Annotated in this window: 25 protein-coding genes and 1 other annotated feature; of the genes, 24 read left to right on the top strand and 1 reads right to left on the bottom strand. The window is 47.4% G+C overall.

The features are described from left to right. Positions 1 to 5 precede the first annotated feature (5 nt). The 24 genes from murC to ABIA61_RS17045 all read left to right on the top strand — a co-directional run bounded on the left by murC (position 6) and on the right by ABIA61_RS17045 (position 21,963). Positions 6 to 1,385: a UDP-N-acetylmuramate--L-alanine ligase gene (gene murC / locus ABIA61_RS17160; RefSeq protein WP_283656315.1), complete on the top strand. Its 1,380-nt coding sequence runs from the start codon at positions 6 to 8 to the stop codon at positions 1,383 to 1,385. 165 nt (positions 1,386 to 1,550) lie between these two features. Continuing rightward, the gene (locus tag ABIA61_RS17155; protein ID WP_283653000.1) at positions 1,551 to 2,819 is read left to right on the top strand and encodes an SPOR domain-containing protein; all 1,269 of its coding nucleotides are present in this window, start codon (positions 1,551 to 1,553) and stop codon (positions 2,817 to 2,819) included. A gap of 121 nt (positions 2,820 to 2,940) precedes the next feature. After that, positions 2,941 to 3,183 carry a DUF4321 domain-containing protein gene (locus ABIA61_RS17150; RefSeq protein WP_044645689.1) on the top strand — a complete coding sequence of 81 codons (243 nt, stop codon included), beginning with the start codon at positions 2,941 to 2,943 and terminating at the stop codon, positions 3,181 to 3,183. A gap of 22 nt (positions 3,184 to 3,205) precedes the next feature. Then, positions 3,206 to 3,814, top strand: a complete 609-nt coding sequence (locus ABIA61_RS17145; RefSeq protein WP_283652999.1) for a Maf family protein — start codon at positions 3,206 to 3,208, stop codon at positions 3,812 to 3,814. A gap of 13 nt (positions 3,815 to 3,827) precedes the next feature. Continuing rightward, on the top strand, positions 3,828 to 4,520 hold the full coding sequence (radC, locus tag ABIA61_RS17140) for a RadC family protein (protein ID WP_404581051.1): 693 nt from the start codon (positions 3,828 to 3,830) through the stop codon (positions 4,518 to 4,520). 106 nt (positions 4,521 to 4,626) lie between these two features. Beyond that, positions 4,627 to 5,661 (top strand): rod shape-determining protein, encoded by a 1,035-nt coding sequence (locus ABIA61_RS17135; RefSeq protein WP_283652998.1) that lies wholly within the window; start codon positions 4,627 to 4,629, stop codon positions 5,659 to 5,661. A 49-nt stretch (positions 5,662 to 5,710) separates the two neighbouring features. Next, positions 5,711 to 6,538, top strand: a complete 828-nt coding sequence (gene mreC, locus ABIA61_RS17130) for a rod shape-determining protein MreC (protein WP_327204664.1) — start codon at positions 5,711 to 5,713, stop codon at positions 6,536 to 6,538. After that, positions 6,538 to 7,068: a rod shape-determining protein MreD gene (gene mreD, locus ABIA61_RS17125; protein WP_283652997.1), complete on the top strand. Its 531-nt coding sequence runs from the start codon at positions 6,538 to 6,540 to the stop codon at positions 7,066 to 7,068. Before mreC ends, mreD begins: the two co-directional genes overlap by 1 nt. Positions 7,069 to 7,150: 82 nt before the next feature. Then, positions 7,151 to 7,813: a septum site-determining protein MinC gene (minC, locus tag ABIA61_RS17120; RefSeq protein WP_014277588.1), complete on the top strand. Its 663-nt coding sequence runs from the start codon at positions 7,151 to 7,153 to the stop codon at positions 7,811 to 7,813. A gap of 3 nt (positions 7,814 to 7,816) precedes the next feature. Further along, complete coding sequence (gene minD / locus ABIA61_RS17115) at positions 7,817 to 8,614, top strand: septum site-determining protein MinD (protein WP_014277587.1); 798 nt, start codon at positions 7,817 to 7,819, stop codon at positions 8,612 to 8,614. 508 nt (positions 8,615 to 9,122) lie between these two features. Continuing rightward, positions 9,123 to 9,968 carry a M23 family metallopeptidase gene (locus ABIA61_RS17110; RefSeq protein ID WP_283652996.1) on the top strand — a complete coding sequence of 282 codons (846 nt, stop codon included), beginning with the start codon at positions 9,123 to 9,125 and terminating at the stop codon, positions 9,966 to 9,968. Then, complete coding sequence (locus tag ABIA61_RS17105) at positions 9,961 to 10,839, top strand: M50 family metallopeptidase (RefSeq protein WP_283652995.1); 879 nt, start codon at positions 9,961 to 9,963, stop codon at positions 10,837 to 10,839. The genes ABIA61_RS17110 and ABIA61_RS17105 overlap by 8 nt, the downstream gene beginning before the upstream one ends. A gap of 61 nt (positions 10,840 to 10,900) precedes the next feature. Then, positions 10,901 to 12,085: an Rne/Rng family ribonuclease gene (locus tag ABIA61_RS17100; protein WP_283652994.1), complete on the top strand. Its 1,185-nt coding sequence runs from the start codon at positions 10,901 to 10,903 to the stop codon at positions 12,083 to 12,085. Positions 12,086 to 12,181: 96 nt separating this feature from the next. Further along, positions 12,182 to 12,269: a sequence feature (ribosomal protein L21 leader region), on the top strand. 13 nt (positions 12,270 to 12,282) lie between these two features. Next, entirely contained in the window at positions 12,283 to 12,594 is a 312-nt protein-coding gene (gene rplU, locus ABIA61_RS17095) for a 50S ribosomal protein L21 (protein WP_014277583.1), read from the top strand. Between the two features lie 13 nt (positions 12,595 to 12,607). Continuing rightward, positions 12,608 to 12,946, top strand: a complete 339-nt coding sequence (locus ABIA61_RS17090; RefSeq protein WP_283652993.1) for a ribosomal-processing cysteine protease Prp — start codon at positions 12,608 to 12,610, stop codon at positions 12,944 to 12,946. A gap of 5 nt (positions 12,947 to 12,951) precedes the next feature. Next, positions 12,952 to 13,269: a 50S ribosomal protein L27 gene (gene rpmA / locus ABIA61_RS17085; protein WP_014277581.1), complete on the top strand. Its 318-nt coding sequence runs from the start codon at positions 12,952 to 12,954 to the stop codon at positions 13,267 to 13,269. A 147-nt stretch (positions 13,270 to 13,416) separates the two neighbouring features. Then, positions 13,417 to 14,154 carry a Spo0B domain-containing protein gene (locus ABIA61_RS17080; RefSeq protein WP_283652992.1) on the top strand — a complete coding sequence of 246 codons (738 nt, stop codon included), beginning with the start codon at positions 13,417 to 13,419 and terminating at the stop codon, positions 14,152 to 14,154. Positions 14,155 to 14,167: 13 nt separating this feature from the next. After that, positions 14,168 to 15,478: a GTPase ObgE gene (gene obgE, locus ABIA61_RS17075; protein WP_404519669.1), complete on the top strand. Its 1,311-nt coding sequence runs from the start codon at positions 14,168 to 14,170 to the stop codon at positions 15,476 to 15,478. Positions 15,479 to 15,635: 157 nt separating this feature from the next. Next, the gene (locus tag ABIA61_RS17070) at positions 15,636 to 16,073 is read left to right on the top strand and encodes an ACT domain-containing protein (RefSeq protein WP_007431685.1); all 438 of its coding nucleotides are present in this window, start codon (positions 15,636 to 15,638) and stop codon (positions 16,071 to 16,073) included. A gap of 44 nt (positions 16,074 to 16,117) precedes the next feature. Further along, positions 16,118 to 17,404, top strand: a complete 1,287-nt coding sequence (locus ABIA61_RS17065; RefSeq protein ID WP_283652990.1) for a homoserine dehydrogenase — start codon at positions 16,118 to 16,120, stop codon at positions 17,402 to 17,404. A gap of 28 nt (positions 17,405 to 17,432) precedes the next feature. Continuing rightward, positions 17,433 to 18,401: a homoserine kinase gene (gene thrB / locus ABIA61_RS17060; protein ID WP_283652989.1), complete on the top strand. Its 969-nt coding sequence runs from the start codon at positions 17,433 to 17,435 to the stop codon at positions 18,399 to 18,401. Continuing rightward, a complete protein-coding gene (gene pheA, locus ABIA61_RS17055) occupies positions 18,398 to 19,294 on the top strand; it encodes a prephenate dehydratase (RefSeq protein ID WP_283652988.1) in 897 nt (298 codons plus the stop codon). The genes thrB and pheA overlap by 4 nt, the downstream gene beginning before the upstream one ends. An 18-nt stretch (positions 19,295 to 19,312) precedes the next feature. Then, complete coding sequence (ilvE, locus tag ABIA61_RS17050) at positions 19,313 to 20,197, top strand: branched-chain-amino-acid transaminase (RefSeq protein WP_149094823.1); 885 nt, start codon at positions 19,313 to 19,315, stop codon at positions 20,195 to 20,197. A 161-nt stretch (positions 20,198 to 20,358) separates the two neighbouring features. Then, positions 20,359 to 21,963: a LysM peptidoglycan-binding domain-containing protein gene (locus ABIA61_RS17045; protein ID WP_283652987.1), complete on the top strand. Its 1,605-nt coding sequence runs from the start codon at positions 20,359 to 20,361 to the stop codon at positions 21,961 to 21,963. 307 nt (positions 21,964 to 22,270) lie between these two features. On the opposite strand, the gene ABIA61_RS17040 is transcribed toward ABIA61_RS17045, so the two are convergent. Next, positions 22,271 to 22,462, bottom strand: a 192-nt coding sequence (locus tag ABIA61_RS17040; RefSeq protein WP_404519671.1) for a hypothetical protein, incomplete at its 5' end; no start/stop codon positions are given.

Genomic DNA, 22,462 nt, shown 5'->3' with positions numbered 1-22,462 from the left:
ATTTGTTGATTACTTCGGAACATGTTCATTTTATCGGTATCGGCGGTTACGGGATGAGCGCGATTGCTCGGGTCATGCTGGAGATGGGATATACCGTGACAGGCTCAGATGTGGCATCACAGGAGCTGACAGAAAAACTGGCGGCGAAAGGCGCAAAAATATATCTCGGGCACACGCCTGAGCACGTTACAGGCGCGGACATTGTCGTTTATTCGACGGCACTGTCCCGTGACAATGTGGAGCGGGTGGCAGCAGAGGAATTGAATATTCCGACCCTGCATCGTTCCCAGATGCTCGCACGGTTGCTTAACGAGCGTAAGGGAGTAGCTGTTGCGGGAGCGCACGGCAAAACGACAACCTCCTCGATGATCGCTCTGGTTATGGAGAGATGTAATGTCGATCCAACATACATTATTGGCGGCGAAATCACGAATTTGGGGACGAATGCCAAAGCAGGCAAAAGCGAGTTTGTCGTTGCCGAGGCGGATGAGAGCGATGGTTCTTTTCTGCAATATCATCCTTGGCAAGGTATCGTAACCAACATTGAAGCCGATCATTTGGAAAATTATGATGGCGACTTTAATCGTCTGAAAAGTGCCTACGTACAGTTCTTGGGTCAAATCCGGCCGGATGGCGCGGCTATCGTATGTGCTGATGATCAGAACGTACGGGAAATGCTGCCTCAGATTCAGACTCGAGTCATTACCTATGGAGTCGAGCATGAAGCAGATTATACGGCAACGGATATCCAGTTGGGTGACCGTCGTTTAAGCTTTACCATGAATCGCAAAGGGACGGCGCTTGGAACCATCGAATTGTCTGTACCGGGTAAACATAATCTGTACAACGCTATGGCTAGTGTAATTTCTTGCTTGGAAGCAGGCATCCCATTTGAGCAAATTGCTGCGGCTATTGTGGAGTTTCACGGAGCGAAGCGTCGTTTTCAGGTGCTAGGCGAAAGCAATGACATTCTTGTTATTGATGACTATGCTCATCATCCAACAGAGATTGAGGCTACGATTAGTGCAGCTACAGTGACTGGTAAGCGTATTATTGCTGTGTTCCAGCCGCAACGCTACAGCCGTACTTTTTTCCTGCTGGATGCGTTCAGTCGTGCGTTCAGTGAGGCGAATGAAGTCATTATTACCGACATTTATTCTCCAGCGGGAGAAAAACAAATTGAAGGTGTGCATTCTTCGAAACTCGTGGATTTAATCGTCCAGAACAGCAACGCGAATGCCATCTATCTGCCAACCAAGGAAGCTGTTATCGACGAGTTGAAGGATCGTCTTCAGCCGGGCGATCTTGTGCTGACAATGGGCGCGGGAGATATCTGGAAAGCAGGCGACGCGCTAGCACGTCATCTGCGCGAGCAGCAAGTGTAACAAGATGCATAAAGTGTTACGCTGATGAAATACTACCATCAAGGGTATTCCGAACACGAAACGTGTCTTCGGGATACCCTTTTTTGTAATGTCCAGGGCATATTTTCTCTTCCTGACTCATACAACAGACTATGAGGAAGTATGGGACAAGGAGGGAGTGCATCCGTGAACAAGGCAAAGATGACATTCCGGTTTGAGCAACAGACGCCGGAGACAAGCCGTGAGGAAAAGCTACAGGTGCTTCCATACAAAAACAGGCCGATAACTAGCCAGCAGCGTGAAACAAATAAAGAAGCAGAACGGTCTGAAAGCGAGAAACAGTATCAAGCTGCTAACCAGCATGAAAGAATGGAAAGAATTAGCGGCATAGGTGCAAACAACGGGACTGAACGAATTTCAGAAATTAACGAGCCTTCGGGCGTGAATAGACCTAGTACGAGGCGGCGTTTTGCTCCTGCCCCCATCGTGAAGGAAGGATGGGATGATCCGTTTGGGCGATCAGCAGCTTCCTGGTCAGATACGGATTTTCTGCCAGATCGTACGGAAGAGGATGAAGAAGAAACTCATCGTTCCAGTCAAGAGTACCGAAAGCGTCCGCCCCATCCCTCCAGATGGAAGCTGATTGGCTCAGTAGCCAGTGCGTTGATGACCGGGGGGATGTTTGGATACATCATGTTGCTGCTTTTTAACGGAGGTGGAGCTGTTCCTGGATCAGATCCGTCAACAGAGGAGGCTATACCGGTTTTTAAAGAATCAGTTAGTACACATACACCATCTGTAAAAGAGAATTCCGCTCCTGTTACAGTTGTATCGGCTCAGGTCCCCCCACAAACCTATTACCTGCTGCAATACGGAGTATTCAGCACCCCTGAACGGGCTTTGCAAGCAAAGGAAGAGCTGTTGAAGGCAGGCATTGCCGCCGGTGGGGACACCGAGGATCAGAACCGAGTCTATGCAGGAATATCGCCAGACAGGGAACAGGCCAAGCTGCTCAGCAATCAACTGAAAACACAAGGAGTTGAGCTGTATGTCCGTGAGCTTCAACTGCCTGGATTCGAAAAAGCAGCTTATGGGGGCGATGGTGAAAAGCTCACTATCTTTTTTCAGCTAAGCAGCACTTTGGTCGGCAAGCTGAGCGGGCTTTCCTCATCCTTGCTTGAAGCAGGCGGATCAGGTAAGGCAAATGCCACCGAAATGAAGGAACTGAACGATCTGCATCAGCAGTGGACACAAAATATCGCTGCGCTTCCCTCCGGTCTGCCGAAGGAAGCGGCTGCTTCCGCATCCACGCTGGAAAAGGCGATGAACAGTGCAGTCTCGGCACTTGGAGAATATAACAAGAACACAGCCAAGGAGCACATTTGGGAAATTCAGTCTTCGATGATGGAATATGTTTTGCATGAGAAGGAATTTATACAATTTATAAAACAATAGATTCTCAATGTTTTCCGGCAAGGAACTGGAAATAGTTCCCCATGCCGGATTTCTGTTTGTATTGCAGTTGAAATCACCGTATAATAATGAAGGTGTCAAAAAATGGCGAGGGAAGATCAGGATGAAAAAAAATGTAGGAATGCTTATACTGTTTTTGTTGCTCGGTTGGCTCTTGGGTGCATGGATTGCCAAAGCCCTTCAATCGATCAAATTCCTTTCCTTTCTGACCCACCCCACTACGATATCCTGGTCGCCGAGAGCGGATCTGGATATTATCAGCTACAACATAACGATAAATTTTGAATTGAGCCTGCTTAGTCTGATCGGCATCATCGCCGCGTTCTGGCTGTACCGCAGGCTCTAACTGATGAAAAGGAGCTTCCCTTATGGACGGGAAAATTACGCCCCGCATTATTCTGGCATCGACTTCACCGAGAAGGAAGGAATTGCTTTCATTTCTTAGACTACCCTTTGACGTGATGCCGAGTCATGCGGATGAAAGCACGCCTGAGAGCTGGACGCCTCAGCAAATTGTGGAGACCCTTGCGGTACGCAAAGCCGAAGTGGTCGTGAACATTGCCAGCCAATCCGAAGAAGGTGGATTAGTAATTGGCAGTGATACCATAGTCGTGCTGGATGGTTTGGTACTGGGTAAGCCTGCCGACCATGCGGACGCGGTTCGCATGCTGACAGCATTGCAGGGAAGAACCCACCTTGTATTCACTGGGGTGGCCTGCATACATACCGTAACCGGCAAAACGCTTGTCAGACACCGCCAAACGGAGGTTACGATGAAGCCTTTGAGCCATGAGCAAATTGTGGCATATGTGAATACGGGCGAACCGTCTGACAAAGCGGGAGCGTACGGCATTCAGGGTTTGGGTGCTACGCTGGTGGAATCTATTCAGGGTTGTTATTTTAACGTCGTAGGATTGCCGCTTTCCCTGCTGTCGGACATGTTGTCCGAATTCGGAGTGAGCGTGTTGCAACCTTAAAGGGGATAAACATATGTTAGAGTCGCCAACACTGATGCTTCGCGACCTCCCTCATGAAGAACGACCAAGAGAGCGCATGATGACATATGGGGCGGAAGCTTTAAGCAACGCGGAGTTGCTGGCAATATTGCTGCGTACGGGAACACAAAATGAGTCATCGTTGCATTTAGCGCAGCGTATTTTGCAGCAGGCGGGGAACTTGCGCCAACTGGTGGATATGAGTATGACCGAATTGACCCAGATTAAAGGCATTGGCAATGCCAAGGCGATACAGCTCAAAGCGGGTATCGAACTGGGGCGACGGTTGGCATTGTCACGCCATTTGGAGACCCCGGTGATCAGTTGCCCACGGGACGTGGCAGATTTGCTGTTTGAGCAGCTTCGTTATTTGCAGAAGGAGCATTTTGTATGCCTGTTCCTGAATACTAAAAATCATGTCATTGCCCAGGAAACGCTATCCATGGGCAGCCTGAATGCCGCCATCGTACATCCTCGTGAAGTATTTCGGGCAGCGATCAAATGCAGCAGTGCTTCGATTATTTGCGCTCATAACCATCCGAGCGGTGATCCGAAGCCAAGCCCGGAGGATGTCCAGTTGACCCGTCGCCTGATGGAAGCGGGCAACATCGTGGGCATCGACGTGCTCGATCATATCGTGATCGGGGACGGAACCTTCGTAAGTTTGAAGGAACAAGGTCTGATATAATATACTATTTAAATCAAACATTTAAATCCGACCGGCTAGGCCGGCCTGAATAAACCGTTTATACATGGATAACAGATTTCAGGGAAGAGAAAAGGAGATTAACATCATGCTGGGTGGCTTTACAAAAGATTTAGGAATTGACTTGGGGACGGCAAACACGCTGGTATACGTAAGAGGAAAAGGGATTGTGGTTCGTGAACCTTCTGTAGTCGCATTACGTACAGACACAAAAACCATTGAAGCGGTTGGTGAATCTGCAAAAAAAATGATTGGTCGTACACCGGGGAATATCCGTGCGATCCGTCCGATGAAGGATGGCGTTATTGCGGATTTTGACACGACTGCAACGATGATCAAATATTTTATTCGTCAGGCGCAAGCCCAACGTTCTTTGTTTCCACGTCATCCGAACGTGATGGTTTGTGTGCCTTCAGGCATTACTGCGGTGGAGCAGCGTGCTGTTGAAGATGCAACGAAGCAAGCAGGCGCGCGGGAAGCGTACACGATTGAGGAGCCGTTTGCAGCTGCAATCGGCGCTGATCTTCCCGTATGGGAGCCAACGGGTAGTATGGTTGTTGATATCGGCGGAGGTACAACCGAGGTAGCGGTTATTTCTCTGGGCGGGATTGTGACGAGCCGTTCCGTGCGTGTGGCTGGTGATGAAATGGACGAGTCCATCATCCAATACGTGAAGCGTCAATATAATCTGATGATTGGTGAGCGGACTTCAGAACAGTTGAAAATGGAAGTCGGGTCCGCAATGCCGCTGGAACAAGTGGAGACGTCGGAAATTCGTGGACGTGATCTGGTAACAGGTTTGCCGAAGACGATTACGATTACTTCGGATGAAATCAGTGAAGCGTTGTCCGATACAGTGAATGCAATTGTGGAAGCAGTCAAAGTGACACTGGAAAAATGCCCTCCCGAGCTGGCGGCGGACATTATGGACAGAGGTATCGTATTGACTGGTGGCGGAGCACTTTTGCGTAACTTGGACAAGTTGTTGGCGGCTGAAACTGGGATGCCGGTTATCGTAGCGGAAAATCCTCTGGATTGCGTGGCAATCGGTACAGGCAGAGCGCTGGAAAATATTCATTTGTTCAAATCGCGCAGCAGTTCCGCCGTCCGTTCCAAACGTTGAATCGGGGGTGTAGGAACTGTTTAAGCTGTTTGGCAATAAAAGACTATTTATTCTATTGATCGGAATCGTTCTGTTTATTGCCCTTATGGGGATTACACTTGGACAGAGAAATTCCTTAACCTGGCCGGAAAAGTTCGCCAGAGATTCAATTGGCTTTGTGCAAGGTATCTTTTACAGGCCCGCTTCAGCAATAGCGGGCTTCTTTGAAGATATCGGGAATATGCGGAGCATTTATAGCGAAAATGAACGGTTGAAAATTGCTGTAGCGCAGTTAACCGCCGAGCAGATTCAGACTTCTAACTTGAAAGAGACAAACGCCAGACTTGAGCAAGAACTGAAATTCACCCAAACGCAAAAGTCCAAAAATCAATATGATTATCGGATTGCACAGGTAAATAGCGTCAGTAATGATTCCAAAACGCTTGTCATTGATATTGGTGAAAAGGATGGGGCCAAGGTTGGTCAGGAAGTCAGATCACTTGAGGGGTTTGTAGGGGTTATTAGTCGCACAGCGAATTTCACTTCTACAGTTACGCTATTGACTACATTAGACCCTAAAAATCCAAATTCTTATGCTATTGCGGCGACAGCACTGGGCAAGGAAAATAATTCGTTTGGTATGATTGAAAGTTATGATCCGGCTACGAACAGATTTCAAATGACTCGCATTGAGGAAAATGATCCAATCGCAAAAGGTGATCAGATCATTACGTCCGGAGCAGGCGGGAAGTTCCGTAAAAATCTGTTGATCGGCACGGTAGAAAAAATCCAGGTTGGCGAGTTCGGACAAACACGTACAGCGATTATCAAACCGGCAGCCAGCTTCGTGGATTGGAAAGAATTGCTCGTTCTTTACACTCCTGAGGTACCGGAATAATGAAGATACGCGGTCAGGTTTTAATACTGCTGCTGTTTGTATTGTTTATAGCTGAAGGAACGATTCTTCCGTGGCTTCTTCCGGATAGTTGGCATCCGAGAATGGTTCCGAATTTCGTGTATGTCGTCATTTTGTTCGTATCCGTATATTATAGTCGCCATACGGCATTGGTACTGGGTATTGTTTTTGGGCTTATTCATGACGTTGTGTATTACGGGTTTATTATCGGACCTTACTCTTTTGCAATGGGATTGTCGGCTTATTTGCTGGGGCTGGTATTTACAGCTCGACGTGCGCCAATGCCTATTATGATGGGAGCTGTGCTGATCGGCAGTTTTCTGCTGGATTCCATGCTTTTTGCCATTGATCATCTGTTCCAGCTGAATCATCAGACTTTTGATTGGGCGCTGGCACAATATATGATTCCTGATTTATTTATCCATTTTCTGTTCGCCCTCATCATTTACGTCCCAGTCCGCAAGCAATTGCAGCGTTTGGATATCCGTGTGAAAAAGGAAGAGAAGGTCTAGGTCTTTTTACACACATTTTGTCCGGGTTAGCAGGGATTTCACGTTCCGGGGACGAAATGATTGAGATAGGAGGGACAGGCTAATGGCGGTGAAATCGAATCATGTCACGATTAAAGGCATCAAAGACGGCCTGGTATTCCTTCTGGACGATCAATGCGAGTTTGAGGATTTGCTGGGTGAGCTGCGTTTCAAGCTGGAGCACAGTCATCAAAATATTTTAACCGGCCCGATTATTCATGTAGACATTAAGCTGGGAAGCCGGGAAGTGACGGAGGAACAGAAGGAAAGCATTCTGGAGATTTTGAGACAGAAGGGGAATCTGCTCATACGGTCTGTCGAATCACCCGGGCTGCCTTCAGAAGTGCAGGGGAAAGCTCCCATCCACACCGTGACAGGGATTATCCGTTCAGGCCAGGTGCTTCATCATAACGGGAATTTGCTCTTTTTGGGAGATGTGAACCCCGGTGGAATTATAACGTGTACTGGTGATATCTATGTCCTCGGTGCCCTGCGAGGTATGGCACATGCGGGGATGGAGGGGAATGGCGAGGCAATTATCGCAGCCTCCTATTTTGCACCAACACAGCTGCGAATTTCCGAAATGATCAGTCGTCCACCCGATGAATGGGAGACGCGTGAATCCGGAATGGAATTTGCGTATCTCAAGGACGGCGCCATGCAAATAGATAAAATGAGTAATATTGTGCGTCTGGGCCGCGATTTTAACGTGTTCAAAGGGGTGTAGCACATGGGAGAGGCTATCGTCGTCACTTCAGGAAAAGGCGGCGTCGGCAAAACGACGACGTCAGCCAATATAGGAACAGCGCTGGCACTGCTCGGCAAAAAGGTGTGCTTGGTGGATACGGATATCGGCTTGCGTAATCTGGATGTTGTTATGGGTCTGGAAAACCGGATTATTTATGATCTGGTCGATGTAGCGGAAGGTCGTTGCCGTTTAAATCAGGCTCTGGTCAAGGATAAGCGCTTTGAGGAGCTGTATATGCTGCCTGCTGCTCAAACTAAGGACAAGAGTGCCGTAACGCCGGAGCAGGTTAAGGATATTATTTTGGAGCTTAAAAAGGATTTTGAATATATATTGATTGACTGTCCTGCGGGTATTGAGCAAGGCTTCAAAAATGCTATTGCCGGAGCGGATCAGGCCATTGTCGTAACGACACCGGAAAACGCTGCTGTGCGTGATGCTGACCGGGTTATCGGATTGCTGGAAAGCTCGCATGTGATCTCACCAAAACTGGTGGTTAACCGTATCCGTAACAGCATGGTCAAATCCGGGGATATGCTGGATATTGACGGCATTTTACAAGTGCTTAGCATAGACCTCATTGGGATTGTGCCGGATGATGAAATGGTAATCAAGTCAGCCAATACAGGAGAGCCTACCGTCATGAATCCGGATTCACAGGCAGCGATTGCCTACCGTAACATTGCTAGACGGATTTTGGGTGACACAGTGCCGCTCATGCAGCTGGATCAGAAGAAAAGCGTGATGACTCGCTTTAAAAAATTTTTTGGTATGGGTGGATGAAGAAAACAGTGAGTTATGGCTGGAGACGGCTCCGCGTGTGATTTGATCTTACGATCGCTGTTGCCACGGGATTCTTTTATTTGTAAAACGTTTAGTGGTAAGAATCCCATGGCAAAGGCGAACGCTTCGCTTCTTCAGATTCAAATCACCCGCTTCGCTACTGCCTGCAAAATTCCTACACTGTTTTAAGTAAGAGTATGGATGTAGAGGAAAGATACGTACGAAGAATTACAGGCTTTTTTAAGCCGCGTAGTCCTTTCATCTTAATAACTAACACTTAAATAAGTAATAAACTTATTTAAGTGTTTTTGGTTTGTCTTTTTAACTTCTATAATTCCTAGTTCTTAATATAAGGCTCACTACATAGCTGCTATATATTCAATCACATCCGGTGCGCTTGCGTCGGATTTTTTCATTTTCAGATACGTAATCCCGAACCGGACAACATAAGTTGAAGCCCGTCCTCATAAGATGTACCAAACATACCTCGCTGGGGGGCTGGAACAGGATGAATAAAAACTCCGGAATCAAGCAGCGCAGAGAAGAACGCATACAGCAGCTGATCGCGAGAAACAAAGCGGAAGAGTATTCCTCAGGCATGAATCAGGACAGGTACAGGAACAAGGAAATGAAGCCGATGCCAGCAGTCAGTACTAACGGACCCAGAGACCCGGAAACCGAATGGAAAAATGAACGACAACGCTGGCAGCAATCTTTTGGGGAGAACCGGCGTCCGTCTTTTTGGGTTTCTTTTTGGCGCAGGTCTGTGTTCGCTACAATGCTATTTGGGTTGGTGTGGGGATTATTTCGCTGGGATGTTCCCTATGCCGTCAATTTGAGAATGTTTATCGCAGATGCCTTAAATAAGGATATGGATTTTGCAGCCGCCGGACAATGGTATGAAACTTATTTTGATGGGGCCCCGTCCTTTTTACCGATCTTTGGAGAGGAGCCTGAGACACACAAGGTAAACGCAGTCCGCAAAGGCTCTCCGCCAATTCAAGGAAATATAACACAGCCATTTGCGCTAAGTCTCAAAGGAGTGGAAATTGCACCCAATGCTGCTGGTAATGAGGCAATCGCTGTCAAAAGTATAGATGCGGGACGTGTGCTGGACATATTTAATCACCCGGAAAGTGGAATTACAATTACGATTCGTCACACTGGAGGTATTACGGTAACGTACGGACGTCTATCCCGCTCTACCTTAAAGGTGAATGATTGGGTCCAGGAGGGGGACGAGGTCGGTGTGCTGCCAGCAGGCCATAGTGGCAGTGAGGCGGCGACTCTGTTTTTTGCGGTGCAGAGAGGAAATCAGTATATTGATCCGGCGGAAGTGGTAGCCCTTGATTAATGTCCGGGGTGTGACTTTGTCTCTGCATCCACTGTTCGTACTGGTGATGCTAACCTCTGTGTTGACAGGACATTTTATCGAGATCATGACTTTGTTTACGCTGGTGTTCATTCATGAGCTGGGGCATGCGACAGCAGCCACGTTGTTGGGGGCGCGGGTGCTGACCATACAGATGCTACCCTTTGGAGGGGTGGCCGTCATTGACGATCAGGGGAAGCTCAACGCGTGGAAGGAGATTGTCATTGCGCTGGCGGGTCCTCTGCAAAACGGAATTATGATTGTCATCCTTCTATTGCTCAGAAATGTGAGCGGGGTGGAGCATGAATATATAAATTATATGATTCAGGGAAATGCCGTCATTGCACTGTTCAATCTGCTCCCGATTTTACCACTGGACGGCGGGAAAATAATGCAGGCGCTGATGAGCTTATTCATCCCGTATCACCGTACTCTAGTTTGGACTTTTCGAGCCAGCATCGTGACCAGCCTGCTATTTTGTATCTATGGTATTTCGCCGTTATTAAGGCAAAATGGACCTGTGCATTTAAATCTGCTGGCGGTAGGGATTTTTTTGCTTTATTCTAATATTGTGGATTATCGTAATATCCCCTATCGTTTTATACGTTTTTTGCTGGGAAGGGACGAGCTCTTTTACCGCGAGGCGGCCAAGGGAAGTATTGCCTTGCCAATTGTATCCTTGCCTATGAAACATTTGGAGCCTGTTTTGCGTCTTTTCAAAAGGGACCGATACCATATGATTTATGTCATGAATGAGCAGGGACGGATAGTAGCTGTATTGCCTGAGCAACGCCTTATTCGCTCTTATTTTGCAGCGCGCCCGCCGGAGGGCGGAAAAACTAAACCTAAATAGAAAAGTTAGAAGTTTTTATGGAGTTGAGGAAAGAGGCTGTATCCAGAGAGGTTGAAAAACCATGAAGCAAATGATTGTACAATGCCAGCAACAGATGACCCAAATGGCACTGTTGGAAGAGGGACGATTGGTAGAATATGCAGCTGAATTGCCACGAAAGCGGGGAATTCTGGGTTCCTTTTTCAAAGCCAGAGTCGTCAATGTACTGCCGGGAATGCAAGCCGCCTTTGTTGACATTGGACAGCGAAAGAATGCCTTTTTATATGTGGATGACGTACTTCACGCCCATTTGGAAAAGCAACCTGAGGTGAAGCCGTCCATTTCCGAGCTGTTGAAGGTGGGACAGGAAATTGTAGTACAGGTGTTGAAAGAGGCCGTGGGTAGCAAAGGGGCCAGAGTAACCACTCATTTTTCACTTCCGGGTCGCTGGATTGTATACATGCCTCGCGCCGATTATGTGGCTGTATCCAAAAAGATCGAGCGTGAGGGAGAACGGGCTCGTCTGAAAGCGATGGGAGAGCAGCTTCGAACAGGTGAAGAAGGAGTCATTATCCGTACAGTTTCGGAGGAAATGAGCAGAGAAGCGATTGAAAATGACCTGAACCAGTTGCGTCAGCAATGGAAAGCCATTCAGCGTAAAGCTACTGAACACTCGGCTCCATGTGAGCTGCACCGGGATTTGAGCATCGTCCAGCGTTTGATTCGGGATGTGTTTACACCGGAGCAGGATGAGCTGATTATTGACAGTGAGGAACAGGCAAAGGAAGCGGAGATATTACTACGTCAAATCAGTCCGCAGAAAGCTCATGTGCGCATATTTCGTGGTGCAGAAGAGACCATATTTAAAGCCTATGGCATCCATGAGCAACTGGAACGTGATTTTGCGCGAAAAGTATGGCTTCAGGGCGGCGGATATATCATCATCGACCATACAGAGGCACTGACTGTCATTGATGTGAACACAGGGAAATTTACGGGGGGCAGCAATCTGGAAGAGACGGTGACCCGGACTAACATCGAAGCGGCTGAAGAGATTGCCCGACTGGTGCGTGTGCGTGATATCGGGGGCATTATCATCATTGATTTTATTGACATGGAACAAGAGGAGAACCGCCGTGAAGTGTCCTCTGTGCTGGAGTCTAGGCTGAAAAAAGACCGAACCAAATCATATGTCGTTGGCTGGACACGGCTAGGTCTTCTGGAAATGACCCGAAAAAAGGTGCGTGAGGAAAAGACGATTTTATAAGGCAATGCGTTTCCAAAATCATTTTAAACTAGAGGTTGAATGTGGACGAAGCTTATGCTACAATCTTTTAGTATGTGTCATGCGTAAGATTGGCTGCACATGCTGTAACCGCTCCAATCAGGTACTGAAGTACAGCATCCTCAGGGATGTTGTCACCTGCGATTAGGCGAGTCTGAGACATAAGGAGGTGCAAGCAAATGTACGCAATTATTGAAACAGGTGGTAAGCAATACAAAGTTCAAGAGGGCGATGTATTGTTCATCGAGAAGTTGGAAGCTACCGATGGTGAAACTGTAACGTTCAACCGTGTTCTGGCAGTATCTAGCGACAATGGCTTGACAACAGGTACACCGCTTCTTTCCGGAGCTACTGTAACAGCTACAGTTGAGAAACATGGTCAAGGCCAAAAGGTCATTGTATACAAATACAAACCTAAAAAGAACTACCATGTGAAGCAAGGTCATCGTCAACCGTACACGAAAGTGACGATTGGAAAAATCCAAGCGTAAGAGGGTGCGATAAGTGATTATCGTGCATATTACACGACTGGAGGATGGCAGCATACAGGGATTTTCCATTAAAGGTCATGCGAATTATGCCAAATCTGGCGAGGATATCGTATGTGCCGGCGTATCAGCGGTAACTGTAGGAACTGTCAATTCGATTGAAGCTCTTACAAACGTTGATATGGAATCGGAAATGGAAAACGGCTTTTTGAGCGCGTATCTTCCCCCTGAAGTTCATCATGATGTGAACGCACAGGTACAACTGTTGCTGGAATCCATGGTGATTATGTTGACAAGTATTGCTGAATCATACGGTAAGTATATTCAAATAGAAAATAAACAAAGAAGGAGGTAGACATCATGTTGAAATTGACATTGGATCTTCAATTATTCGCATCGAAAAAAGGTGTAGGTTCCACGAAAAACGGACGTGACAGTCAATCGAAACGTCTTGGCGTGAAACGTGCTGACGGTCAAGCAGTTACCGGCGGTAGCATCCTGGTTCGTCAACGCGGAACGAAAATTCACCCGGGTACGAACGTGGGTATCGGTAAGGACGACACTCTGTTCGCGAAAGTGGACGGCGTTGTGAAGTTCGAACGTTGGGGCCGTGATCGCAAAAAGGTGAGCATCTACCCGATCGACGTTGCTCCAGTAGCAGCTACTGTAGAAGCTTAATAGCGGCTTAGACACGCTGAAAAGCCTCCGGCAATTTTGTCGGAGGCTTTTTTGTATGATGGTAATGAACTGGAAAGTCAGTCTGTGCTATACTGGATTAAGGTTCTTTATTAATCCATTTTAATTATCGCAGAACGGAGAGAAGCCATGTTCCAGCGGATAAGAGCGCCTCATCTGGCGTTGGGTTCCATTCTGATTCCTTTGGTTTTTTCACTGCTCTATCCTGCAGCACTAACGATTATCATATTAGCCGCGTGGTCCGTTATTGCCGCCTGTTTTAGCATGTGGTATATACAGAGACAGGTTGAAGCTGAGCGGAAAGCTGCTTTGCGTTCTTTGGAGCGTACAGCTATCGCAGCTCTCAATCATCACCGGCATGACTGGATGAATGACTTGCAGGTGCTTTATGGCTATATTCGTATGAATAAGCATGATAAATCGGCTGCTTATGTGGAAACAATAAAAGGGCGCGTGGCAGAGGACAGTAAAATATCAAAGCTGGGTATTCCCTCGTTGGTGTTTTATTTGCAATCTTTTCGCGTGAACGCCGGAAATTTACAGTTGATGGTTCAGGTTGAGGAGCATTTAAAGTTGGACGCTGTCATGTCTCCCGAAGACGGCGAGTCGCTTGCCTCGGCCGTCATAGAAACGGTACGTGCGTATCAATATGGCGGGGGCCGGTCGTCCTGGGGAGAAGTGCGCAGATTGACACTTTATTTCGGTATGGATCAGAATGATGTTATCGTCCGGTTTGAAGGCAGTGACGTACCTGCTGATTTGAATTTGTTAAAGCAGGTCAGATCCGGACACGGAAGTGAACGCATTCGAACAGAGAAGCTTCCTACGGGAGAAATGCTTCAAATTCGGATGCAGTGTCAGACATAAGGAAGGTGTAACCATGTTTGTAGATAAAGCGAAGATTTTTGTTAAGGGCGGCGACGGTGGAGACGGGCTGATTGCGTTTCGCCGTGAGAAATACGTTCCTGAAGGCGGCCCTGGTGGCGGTGATGGAGGTAACGGTGGAGACGTGATCTTCCGCGTCGATGAAGGCTTGCGTACCTTAATGGATTTTCGGTACCAGCGGCATTTTAAAGCTAAACGTGGAGAAAAAGGCCGCAACAAAAGCCAGCATGGAGCCAATGCGGATCATATGATCGTACGCATACCTCCGGGTACAGTCATCATGGATGATGATACGGGTGAAGTAGTGGCAGATATGACACGTCATGGTCAGCAGGTCATCGTGGCCAAAGGCGGACGTGGGGGGCGCGGAAATATCCGTTTTGCCACACCAAACAATCCAGCGCCTGAGCTGGCTGAGAACGGCGGAGAGGGACAGGAACGTTATATTACCCTTGAGCTTAAAGTAATGGCCGACGTAGGCTTGGTTGGTTTCCCTAGCGTAGGGAAATCTACATTGCTGTCAGTTGTCTCCTCCGCAAAACCAAAGATTGGCGCGTACCACTTTACAACGATTACCCCGAATTTGGGGGTTGTGGATGTAGGCGACCATCGCAACTTTGTTATGGCCGATCTGCCTGGATTGATTGAAGGAGCTCATGAAGGCATAGGACTGGGACATGAATTCCTGAGGCATATTGAACGGACACGTATTATTATTCACGTCGTGGATATGGCGGGTTCTGAGGGTCGTGATCCGTTTGAGGATTGGACTAAAATCAACGACGAATTAAAGCAATATAACGCGACATTAGCCGAGCGTCCACAAATTGTGGCGGCGAATAAAATGGATATGCCGGAATCGGAAGAAAATCTGGCTCAATTCAAGGAGCAAATCGCTTCAGTTCGTCCAGATCTCGAAATTATGCCCATTTCCTCGTTGACACGCCAAGGCGTAAAGGAATTGCTCTATCGAGCTGCTGATCTGTTGGATCAAATACCGGACGAGCCAGTTGTTGAGGAAGTAGCGGAAGTGAATGAACGTAAGGTGTTTAAGCTGGATAAGGCAGAGGATGAAGGTTTCACCATTATACGTGAAAACGATACATTCGTGGTGCACAGTGTCAAAATCGAGCGCATGATGAAGCGTATGCAGCTGAATTCGCACGATGCGATTCTAAAGTTAGCAAGAACATTGCGCCACATGGGTGTGGATGCTGAGCTGCGCAAGCGTGGTGCCGTTGATGGAACGCCTGTACGCATTGCCGATTTCGAGTTTGAATTCGTAGAAGGCAGCAGCTATTATTAAAAATGAAATACTTGTCTGAAGTATGGACGGTTACTACGCTATAGGAAACCCTATAGACGGCAGTAGCCGTTTTTTTTACAGTTAGCTTGCCGATTGTCAGGAGTTTCGATATAATGTCCTCTATACAAAAACATAAGTCTTTGAGGAGAGGACGTTCGTGAAAGAGCGCTATTACTTGGTACGGGAAGATATTTTGCCTGAAGCTATCGTTAAGACGATCCAGGTCAAGCTGCTGCTTGCTTCGGGAGATGTTAAAACCGTGCATGACGCCGTGGAGCAAGTTGGGCTAAGTCGAAGTGCCTTTTATAAATATAAGGATGGCATTCATTTGGTCAACCAGTTGGAGCGTGAGCGAATTGTCAATATCTCCATTGATCTGGAGCATCAATCCGGCATGCTGTCCAGAGTTCTCGGCAGGGTGGCAGATTACGGAGGCAATGTGCTAACGATCCAGCAGAGCATCCCGCTGCAAGGCAGAGCCAATGTAGTCATTTCGGTAGAAATGTCCAGACTCAGTGAAGAGCTTGGGGTTCTGCTGGAGGGCCTGGAAACCATCTCCGGTGTGAAGCGCGTTCGCCTGATCGGGCAAGGTTAAGAGCTATAAAGCTCATCAGATATAAGTTAGCAGGAGGGGAATGGATGAAACCGGTCAAAGTAGGATTGTTAGGATTAGGAACGGTAGGAACGGGAGTCGTTCGAATCGTGGAAGGAAATCAAGAAGATTTGAGCAGGCAAGTCGGTTCGCCGATCATTATTGAAAAAATAGCTGTTAAAAATATAGAGAAATATCGTTCCATTGAAGTCGATCCCGCCAAGCTTACAGAGGACCCGTGGGAGGTCATCCGTGATCCAGAGATTGATGTTATTATCGAAGTCATGGGTGGCGTGGATCAGACGAAGAAGTACATTCTGGAAGCGCTGGAGCGCGGCAAGCATATCGTAACAGCGAACAAGGACTTAATGGCTCTGCACGGCTCTGAAGTACTGGCGAAGGCGCAGGAAAAGCAGTGTGATATTTTTTATGAAGCAAGTGTAGCGGGCGGTATTCCGATTATTCGTACGCTGATTGAAGGCTTCTCCTCCGATCGCATTACTCGTATTATGGGGATTGTGAACGGTACAACCAATTTCATTTTAACCAAAATGAGTCAGGAGGGGGCTTCTTACGAGGAAGTTCTCAAGGAAGCGCAGGAGCTTGGATACGCGGAATCTGATCCGACTTCAGACGTGGAGGGACTGGATGCTGCCCGTAAAATGGCTATCCTCGGTACGCTCGGCTTCCGTTCGGATGTAGAGCTTAAGGACGTAAGCGTTACTGGTATTACAAAGGTATCCAGTGAAGATATCGCTTTTGCCAAAACACTCGGCTATGAAATGAAGCTGCTTGGCATTGCGGAGCGTCAGGGTGATGAATTTACGATCAATGTTCAGCCGACGATGGTACGCAAGCAGCATCCTTTGGCCTCGGTGAACGGGGTATTCAACGCAGTTTATGTACACGGTGAAGCCGTGGGTGAAACCATGTTCTACGGTGCGGGTGCAGGAGAAATGCCGACAGCTACATCGGTTGTGGCCGATCTGGTGGCTGTAGTGAAGAACCTCAAGCTCGGCGTGAATGGGCTTAAGGCCATCGTACCTTATAACCCTAAAAAAATCAGCAGTGATGAGGACGTGTATTTCAAAAACTTCGTACTTCTGCATGTAGATGATAAGGCCGGAGTATTGGCGCAGATCACACAGGTATTTGCTGAATTCGACGTCAGTTTGGCATCTGTGGTGCAGCAACCAAATGAGGTCAATCCAGATGCTGAAATTATTATCGTAACCCATTTGGCTAGTAAGGCGAGTATGAAAAAGGTTCTGGAGCATTTTGAATCTCTGGATGTCATTCGCCGTATCAAGAGTGTGTATCGGGTTGAGGGATAGTTCAAAAAAAGCAGGAGGAATTGTTTGTATGACTGTTTTAAAAACAGCAAGAGTGCGTGTGCCTGCAAGTACCGCCAATTTAGGCCCCGGTTTTGATACACTGGGCATGGCGTTGTCCTTGTATGCATGGGTTGAATTGAAAGAAGCCGGACAGACGGCTTTCCATTTATACGGGGACGAAATGAACGGCATTCCCCAGGATAAAACGAATCTGATTTATAAAGTAGCACAAATGGTTTTTCAGGAGGCTGGAGTACCAGTTCCTGAGTTGGATATTTCAATGTATTCGGATATTCCACTTACCCGTGGTTTAGGCAGTAGTGCTTCAGCGATTGTGGGTGCGCTTGTGGCTGCAAATGCGCTGATCGGCTCACCTCTGTCTGATTCCAAGCTGTTTGACATGGCAAGTGCTATTGAAAAGCATCCTGACAATGTGGGAGCCTCCTTGTTTGGTGGCATTATTACAGCGATGTGGGATGGCAAACATGCCAAGCATTTACGGCTTGAGCCGGATGCAAATCTGGAGGTTTTGGTAGTCATTCCAGATTTCCAATTGTCTACCTCCAAGGCCAGAGAGGTTCTACCCGCGCATGTATCCTTGAAAGATGCCGTATATAATGTGAGCCATGCTTCGATGCTCGTAGCGGCATTGGCATCAGGCCAAACCGATTTGATCGCTGAGGCGATGCAGGATCGGCTTCACCAGCCTTATCGGGCGGCGCTTGTGCCGGGTATGGCGGAGATTTTGCAGGAAGCGCACCATTATGGTGCTTTGGGGGTGGCTCTCAGCGGAGCTGGACCGACATTGCTGGCATTGGCGGATCGCCGGGAAAACCGGAGAGATGAACTGGAACAGTATTTAACCGAAACGATGAGCAAGGAAGGAATCACTGCATCTGTTTTAAAATTGCGCCCAGAGAGCGAAGGCGTTAAAGTATATACTGATAAGAAAGAGATTCCTTTTATGGACTTGGTTAAAGGGGAAATTACGATATGAAACGAATTGCACTTCTTCCGGAGGGGACCGTTTCCCATGAAGCGATTCGGTATTTGATAGGGGATACGCCCTGTGAATTGCTGTTTTATAAGTATATAGCAGATGTATTTCAGGCTGTGGACAAGGGAAAGGCTGACTACAGTGTAATTCCGATTGAGAATACAATTGATGGCTCTGTAAGTCTGCATATGGATTGGCTTGTACATGAAGTGGACATTCAGATGCAGGCGGAATGGGTGTACCCTTCTATTCAAAACCTCATTGGATATCGCAATGAATTTACTAATGACCGGGGCGAGCTGGATTTGAGCAATGTGGTCAAAATTATGTCTCATCCCGTAGCACTTCCGCAGTGTAAGGAGTTCATACAGACTACGGCTGCTCAGGCTGAGCTGGAGAGTGCAGGAAGTACGGCGGAAGCCGTCGAAATTGTTAAACATAACCCGGGCAAAGGCTGGACTGCTTTGGGAACCAAGCTTGCGGCTTCCAAGCACGGACTGGATATTTTGGCCAGCAAGGTGACGGATCACGATAATAACTTTACCCGCTTTGTCCTGATCGGCCATCAGCCTATCAGCCTCCCGCGTAAACCTGAAGGTCAACGGACCAGTATTTTGGTGACACCTCCGCAGGATTTTCCGGGGGCGTTGCATCAGGTATTATCTGCATTTGCGTGGCGCAGGTTGAATCTGTCACGGATTGAATCGCGTCCGACCAAAAAGCAACTGGGGAACTACTATTTTTACATTGAAATTTTGGAATCTTTGGAATCCGTCCTGCTTCCCGCAGCATTTGCAGAGATTGAGGCTTTGGGATGCCACGTGCGTATCCTTGGTTCCTATCCAAGCTACAAGTATGTTGAAGTAGTAGAACCTATTTTAGAAGAACAATAATCGGAGGTGCGGTTCTTAATGGCAGAGCAATGGATTTATCTAGATGGACAGCATGTAACTAAGGAAAATGCAAAGGTTTCCGTATATGATCATGGTTTTTTGTACGGGGACGGGATATTTGAAGGCATTCGAATTTACAACGGTAATATTTTTAAATGCAAAGAGCACTTGGACCGTCTGTACGATTCTGCAAAATCAATTCAGTTAAACATTCCGCTGTCTCCTGATGAAATGCTGGAAGCGATGGCGGAAACGATCCGTCTTAACGAGATGCGTAATGGATACATTCGTCTGGTTGTATCGCGTGGTGCTGGAAATCTTGGGCTTGATCCTCTTCGCTGTCCGAAAGCAAGTATTATCATTATCGTGGAGCAACTCGCCATCTATCCCGAGGAAGCTTATCTGACTGGGCTTAAGACGATTTCCGTCTCTCAGCGTCGTAACATTCCAGATGCTTTGAATCCGAAAATCAAATCGTTGAACTACCTCAACAACATCCTGGTGAAAATCCAGTCTAACTATGCTGGTGTGGGCGAGGCTATTATGCTAAATTCCCAAGGATATGTGACGGAAGGTTCCGCGGACAATATTTTTATCGTCAAAAACGGAGTGTTGTATACGCCGCCTTGCTATCTGGGAGCGCTTGAGGGTATCACGCGTAATGCTATTATCGACTTGTGCGCCGAGCTCGGTTATGCGCTCAAGGAGCAGCCTTTTACGCTGCATGATGTGTATGTCGCTGATGAGGTGTTCTTTACGGGAACTGCAGCAGAAGTTATTGCTGCTTATGAAGTAGATGGTCGTACGATTGGTTCTGGAGTTGCGGGTCCGGTGACTTTGGAGTTACTGGCCGAGTTCCGTAAGATCGTGGATCAAGACGGCTATAAAGTGTGGCAGGACTAAAAATATGAATCCTTTTGACTGGATGCCCGCAAGGGGATTCGGTTGAGAGGATTTTTTTGTTTGTATGGGGTCATTCGCCCGGGAAGTGCATAGGATGTAATAACAGAAGCCGGGCGTTTACCCTATCCTGCCCGAACGAATGTCTAGGAGGTTTGTGACCTGTGAAAATACACATCGTCAAGAAAGGCGACACACTGTATTTGCTTGCTCAGAAATATAATGTGTCACTGGAAAAAGTTATTGCGGCCAATCCCCAATTGGCTGACCCGAATCAGTTAAGTATCGGCGAGAAAATCAAAATTCCGGCAGACCCTGTTGCGATGCAAGAACAGCCATCAACGGTTTATCAGCACAAAGTCAAGCAGGGTGATTCATTGTGGAAGTTGTCCAAGGCATGGGGAGTCCCGCTCAAGCTAATTATTGATGCCAATTCCCAACTTAAAAACCCGAACGCTCTACTGGTCGGGGAAACCGTCAATATTCCTCAATACAAAGGCGAGGCGAACAATCCTGCTTCGGATCAAAAGAAGAACACAGGTGTCAAACAAGAGCCAACACAGCCTGAATCAGAGTCACCAGCACCAACTGCAAATAATGAAAACGAAAACCTACCCCAGACCAAGGCGGAACAGACTCAACCTAAAGCGGAGCTAACTCAGCCCAAGCCAGACAACACACCTATCCCTAAAGAGCAGGTGAACCAGCCTAAGGAAATAGTGAACGTTCCCAAGCTGCCTGAATTGAAACTGCCCGAAATTCCGATGGCGCCCGTAAACCCTGCTCCTCAACCTATAGCTTCGCAACCAGTTCAACCAAAACCGCAGCTGCCTGCAAATGTTGAACTGAAGCCTGTAACGGAGAAATTTTGCGGTTGCACGAACTCGGAGCCAGCGACAAATTCCCAATGGCCGATGCAGCAGCCAACGCATGATTACAACTCACCAACAAATACGGGACCAAACTCATGGTACCCAGGCATCGGGGTTGCCCAGCCATGGGGGAATGCGCCAGTAAATACTTCCTTTGCAGAGCAATGGGCTCCTTCGGTAGCCCCCAACCAGGGATATCAGCAAGACTGTGAGCACCCATGGAGTTGGGGAGCTGTACAAACAGCGCCTATAAATGTTCAACCGACACCATATCCTGTCTATCCGGACTGCATGTGCCCGGGGTATCATCCAAGCTATGAAGCGGCTGAGAATACATCCTATCCTGTCTATCCTCCATTTATCCATCAAGGTTACCCGCAACATCCTGAGAGTGCAGTCCAAGGCAGTCAGTGGGGTCATGAATGGGGATCCCCCCATCACAGCTTGCCTATGGGCGGGTATGTATCGGACTATAGCCAGTTACAAGGGCAACAATCCGCGAATCTCCCGCATCACCCGTTCGCCCATGAGAATGCACCTGTGAATCCATTAGAGGGGTATACCACTCCCTATATGTTTTTGCCTGACTGCGGCTGCCGGGAGGGGAACGTGGAGTCAGTACCAGATTTCTCCGGAACGCAGGGAAATGGCGAAAATCTGAATATTGGATCCCAAAACGAAGTTAACTCTTCTCCCAAACATAAAGATAGCAACGTGCGTAAAGGCAAGGGGAAAGATACCTCAGGCAATACAGCCAAAGAAGAGACATCCAAAGCCAAGGTTTCAGGTAAAAATAGTACTGCTAAAAATCAAAATTCCCGCAAGACGGTAGCAACAGCTTCCCATTCCACTGCCCGTAGTTCCCGCTCTCGCAAAAATCCCTGGATTAAGGACTGACAAAAGGGGATTAAAAGTGAAGGTAAACTCCATGAAAGTGAGTTCAGCTTATGATTGACCCAAAAGAGTGAAATGTAAAATAGAAAGGCTGTTATTCCTCGAAAACGGAATGACAGTCTTCTCTTTTCGATTAGAGGTGAGGACATAGAAAATCAATCAAAAAAAATGTTGCTAAGTAACAGGAGAATATGATATATTCTTATAGCTGTCTTTTCTGAGATAGTTAGCAACACAAAGCAGAATGAAAATGCTCGAAAAATTATCTTAAAAAAAGTGTTGCAAAGCCTTAGAAAACATGATATATTATTTAAGTCGCCGCTGAGTTGCGGTGGTGAAAGAAAGTAAAAACAAACGCAAGACATGATGCGGGTTTGATCTTTGAAAACTGAACAACGAGTGAGTACGGATTTTGCTTGCAAAATCCAACGCTGAGATTTTGGTACATGCCGTCAGGCTGTATAAAATGGAAGCGAACAATGAGATATTTTATCTCGTCAGT

Source organism: Paenibacillus sp. RC21 (genome assembly GCF_044907935.1).
In the GTDB taxonomy this organism is placed as follows: domain Bacteria; phylum Bacillota; class Bacilli; order Paenibacillales; family Paenibacillaceae; genus Paenibacillus; species Paenibacillus terrae_A.
The sequence above is the reverse complement of the archived record's forward strand: the minus strand, read 5'-3'. Positions and strand labels throughout refer to the sequence as shown.